Source organism: Streptomyces sp. NPDC057654 (assembly GCF_042800135.1).
In the GTDB taxonomy this organism is placed as follows: Bacteria; Actinomycetota; Actinomycetes; order Streptomycetales; family Streptomycetaceae; genus Streptomyces.
Genome location: NZ_JBHVHQ010000707.1, coordinates 1 through 4,561 on the forward strand (window position 1 = coordinate 1; position 4,561 = coordinate 4,561).

The window sequence follows — 4,561 nt, forward strand, 5'->3', positions numbered from 1 at the left end:
CCGCGGCCGACGGCGTCGCCGGCGTCCCCGGCGTCCCCGGCCGCCTCGACCGCGTCGACGCCGGCCAGCCCTACCTCGCCGTCGTCGACTACGCGCACAAGACCGACGCCGTCGAATCGGTTCTCCGCGCCCTGCGCAAGGTCACCAAGGGGCGTATTCACGCCGTTCTCGGCTGCGGCGGCGACCGCGACCCGCACAAGCGCCGGCCGATGGGCGCGGCGCTGGCCCGGCTCGCCGACACCGCCGTGCTGACCTCCGACAACCCCCGCTCCGAGGATCCCCTCGCGATCCTCGCCACCATGCTCGCGGGCGCCGCCGAGGTGCCCGCCCACGAGCGCGGCACCGTCCTCCTCGCGGAGGAGCGTGCCGACGCCATCGCAGCCGCCGTCGCCCGCGCCAACCCCGACGACACCGTTCTCATCCTGGGCAAGGGCCACGAGCAGGGCCAGGACATCGCCGGAGTGGTCCGCCCCTTCGACGACCGCCAGGTTCTGCGCGAGGCCATCGAAGCGGCCCCCCAGCACCGGATCAACCAGGGATGACAGACCGCCATGCGCGTACAACCCTCCCCCCGGAAGCTCTCCCGAACGGCCGGGGGTGATTCGCGGTGATCGACCTGTCCCTCGCCGAGATCACCGCCATCGTCGGCGGGCAGCCCCGCGATCTGCCCGACCCGGAGCAGCGGGTCACCGGGCCGGTCGTGATCGACTCCCGCGACGTACGGCCGGGCGGCCTCTTCGCCGCCTTCGCCGGTGAGCGCGTGGACGGCCACGACTTCGCCGAACGAGCCGTCGCGGCCGGCGCGGTCGCCGTACTGGCCACCCGCCCGCTCGGGGGCGCGGTACCGGCCATCGTGGTCGACGACGTCGTCGCGGCCCTCGGCGCGCTCGCGCGGGCCGTCGCGCAGCGCCTCGGCGCCACGCTCGTCGCGCTCACCGGATCGGTCGGCAAGACCAGCACCAAGGACCTGATCGCCCAGCTCCTGGAGCGGATCGGTCCCACGGTGTGGACGCCCGGATCGTTCAACAACGAGATCGGCCTGCCGCTCACCGCGCTGCGCGCCGACGACTCGACCCGGCACCTGGTGCTGGAGATGGGCGCCCGGTCCATCGGCCACATCCGCTATCTGACGGAGCTGACCCCGCCGCGCGTCGGCGTCGTCCTCAACGTCGGCACCGCGCACATCGGCGAGTTCGGCGGCCGTGAGCAGATCGCCGAGGCCAAGGGCGAACTGGTCGAGTCGCTGCCGACGGAGGCCGAGGGCGGCATCGCCGTGCTCAACGCCGACGACCCGCTGGTACGCGCCATGAGCGCGCGCACCAAGGCCCGTACGATCCTCTTCGGCGAGGGTCCGGACGCGGATGTACGGGCCGCGGACGTCCGTCTCACCGAGGACGGCAGGCCCGCCTTCACGCTTCACACACCCACCGGGTGCGGGCCCGTGACCATGCGGCTGTACGGTGAGCACCACGTGTCGAACGCGCTCGCCGCGGCCGCCGTCGCCCATGAGTTGGGTATGCCCGCAGAGGAGATCGCCAGCGCGCTCTCCGAGGCGGGGCAGCTCTCCCGCTGGCGGATGGAGGTCACCGAGCGCGCGGACGGCGTGACGATCGTCAACGACGCCTACAACGCGAACCCCGAATCCATGCGAGCGGCACTGCGCGCGCTCGTCGCCATGGGCGGAGCCGCTTCGGCAACGGGGGGCCGTACGTGGGCCGTACTCGGTCAGATGGCCGAGCTCGGCGAGGAGTCGCTCGCCGAGCACGACGCGGTCGGACGGCTGGCCGTCCGGCTCAACGTCAGCAAGCTCGTGGCAGTCGGCGGCAGGGAAGCGGCCTGGCTGCGAATGGGCGCCTATAACGAGGGTTCGTGGGGTGAGGAGTCGGTGCACGTGTCCGACGCGCAGGCGGCGATCGACCTGTTGCGCAGAGAGCTGCGTCCGGGTGACATCGTGCTGGTGAAGGCGTCCAGGTCGGTGGGGCTGGAGCGGCTGGGCGAGGCGTTGACGGCCGGCGAGGGCGAGGTCGCCGGGTCATGAAGCAGATCCTCTTCGCGGGAGTCATCGGTCTTCTGCTGACCCTCATCGGCACCCCGCTGCTGATCAAGTTCCTGGCCCGCAAGGGCTACGGCCAGTTCATCCGCGACGACGGGCCGCGCGAGCACCACAGCAAGCGCGGCACGCCCACCATGGGCGGCATCGCCTTCATCCTCGCCACGCTCATCGCGTACGCGCTGACGAAGGTCTTCACCGGGGGCGGACCGACCCCCTCCGGCCTGCTGGTGCTGTTCCTGACGGCGGGCATGGGCCTGGTCGGCTTCCTGGACGACTACATCAAGATCGTCAAGCAGCGGAGCCTGGGCCTGCGGGCCAGGGCGAAGATGGCGGGCCAGCTGATCATCGGCATCGCCTTCGCGGTCCTGGCGCTCCAGTTCCAGGACGCCCGCGGCGCGACCCCGGCCTCCACCAAGCTCTCCTTCGTGCAGGACTTCGGCTGGTCCATCGGCCCGGTGATCTTCGCGGTCTGGGCGCTGTTCATGATCCTCGCGATGTCGAACGGCGTGAACCTCACCGACGGCCTCGACGGCCTCGCCACCGGCGCCTCCGTGATGGTCTTCGGCGCGTACGTATTCATCGGCGTCTGGCAGTACGGCCAGTCCTGCGCCAACCCGCTGACCGCGGGCGCCGCCTGTTACGAGGTCAGAGACCCGCTCGACCTCGCCGTCGTCGCCTCGGCCCTGATGGGCTCGTGCTTCGGCTTCCTGTGGTGGAACACCTCTCCGGCCAAGATCTTCATGGGCGACACCGGCTCCCTCGCGCTCGGCGGCGCGCTCGCCGGACTCGCCATCTGCTCCCGCACGGAGCTGCTCCTCGCCCTGCTGGGCGGCCTCTTCGTGCTGATCACCATGTCCGTGGTCATCCAGGTCGGCTCCTTCCGGCTCACCGGGAAGCGCGTCTTCCGCATGGCCCCGCTCCAACACCACTTCGAACTCAAGGGGTGGAGCGAAGTCCTTGTGGTGGTCCGCTTCTGGATCATCCAGGGGCTGTGCGTCGCCGTCGGACTCGGCCTCTTCTACACCGGATGGCTGGCCATCAAGTGAACTGGGACGGCAAGCAGATCACCGTCGCCGGCCTCGGCGTGAGCGGCGTCCCCGCCGCCCGCGCCCTGGCCGGCCTCGGCGCCCGCGTCACCGCGGTCAACGGCAGCGACGGCGAACGCGAACGCGCCCAGGCCGCCGAACTTCAGGCGCTGGGCGTCACCGTCCGCCTCGGCGACGGCGACACCCTCCCCGAAGGCGCCGAGCTGGTGGTCACCACCCCCGGCTGGAAGCCCTCCAGCCCGCTGTTCCGTGCCGCGCGGGAGGCGGGCGTCCCGGTCTGGGGCGACGTCGAACTGGCCTGGCGGCTGCGCGGCCCCGACGCCGCCCCCTGGCTCGCCGTTACCGGCACCAACGGCAAGACGACCACCGTCCGGATGCTCGCCTCGATCCTGGAGGCCGCCGGGCTGCGGACCGCGGCCGTCGGCAACATCGGCGTCTCGCTGATCGACGTGGTCCTCTCCGACGAGCCGTACGACGTCCTCGCCGTCGAACTCTCCAGCTACCAGCTGCACTGGGCGCCGAGCCTGCGCGTGCACTCCGCCGCCGTCCTCAACCTCGCCCCCGACCACCTCGACTGGCACGGCTCCATGGCCGCGTACGCCGCCGACAAGGGCCGGATCTACGAGGGCAACGAGGTCGCCTGCGTCTACAACCTCGCCGACCCCGCCACCGAGGCGCTGGTCCGCGAGGCCGACGTGGTGGAGGGGTGCCGCGCCATCGGCTTCACGCTGGGCGCGCCCGCCCCCTCCCAGCTCGGCGTCGTCGACGGAATCCTCGTCGACCGGGCCTTCGTGGCGGACCGTCAGAAGCAGGCGCAGGAGCTGGCCGAGGTCGCGGACGTCAACCCGCCCGCGCCGCACAACATCGCCAACGCGCTCGCCGCGGCGGCCCTGGCCCGCGCCTACGGCGTCGAGCCCGCGGCCGTACGGGACGGGCTGCGGGCCTTCCGCCCCGACGCGCACCGCATCGAACACGTCGCGGACGTCGACGGCGTCGTCTACATCGACGACTCCAAGGCCACCAACACGCACGCCGCCGAGGCGTCGCTCGCGGCCTACGACCCGATCGTCTGGATCGCGGGCGGCCTCGCCAAGGGCGCCGCCTTCGACGACCTCGTCGCCGCGGCGGCGGGCAGGCTGCGCGGCGTGGTCCTGATGGGCGCCGACCGCGCCCTGATCGGCGAAGCGCTGGCGCGACACGCCGCAGATGTCCCGGTTGTCGACCTCGACCGGACGGACACTGGTGCGATGGCGGCGGCCGTCCGCGAGGCGAAGCGGCTCGCCCGGCCGGGGGACACGGTCCTCATGGCGCCCGCGTGCGCCTCGATGGATATGTTCGCCAACTACAACGAGCGCGGCGACGCCTTCGCGGACGCGGTGCGCGCACTGGCCACGGGCCGGGACGCGGCCGAGCGGTAGCCCGCGGGTCCCCGCGCGAGGACCGTGCGCGGGCACCCTGGAGG

General features: G+C 72.4%; 4 protein-coding genes. All 4 read left to right on the forward strand.

Annotated elements, in window-relative coordinates:
* Positions 1-542, forward strand: a 542-nt coding sequence (locus ACFU99_RS34100) for a glutamate ligase domain-containing protein (RefSeq protein ID WP_384399578.1), incomplete at its 5' end; no start/stop codon positions are given.
* A 65-nt stretch (positions 543-607) separates the two neighbouring features.
* Entirely contained in the window at positions 608-2,038 is a 1,431-nt protein-coding gene (gene murF / locus ACFU99_RS34105) for a UDP-N-acetylmuramoyl-tripeptide--D-alanyl-D-alanine ligase (protein ID WP_384399581.1), read from the forward strand.
* Positions 2,035-3,099, forward strand: coding sequence for a phospho-N-acetylmuramoyl-pentapeptide-transferase (gene mraY / locus ACFU99_RS34110; RefSeq protein WP_384399584.1), 1,065 nt, complete (start codon positions 2,035-2,037; stop codon positions 3,097-3,099). Before murF ends, mraY begins: the two co-directional genes overlap by 4 nt.
* Positions 3,081-4,517: a UDP-N-acetylmuramoyl-L-alanine--D-glutamate ligase gene (gene murD, locus ACFU99_RS34115; protein ID WP_384399587.1), complete on the forward strand. Its 1,437-nt coding sequence runs from the start codon at positions 3,081-3,083 to the stop codon at positions 4,515-4,517. The genes mraY and murD overlap by 19 nt, the downstream gene beginning before the upstream one ends.
* Positions 4,518-4,561: the final 44 nt, after the last annotated feature.

Bases quoted from the DNA above. Each gene is read 5' to 3' on its own strand.
- murD (WP_384399587.1), top strand. From the start codon at position 3,081: ATGGCTGGCCATCAAGTGAACTGGGACGGCAAGCAGATCACCGTCGCC.
- mraY (WP_384399584.1), top strand. From the start codon at position 2,035: ATGAAGCAGATCCTCTTCGCGGGAGTCATCGGTCTTCTGCTGACCCTC.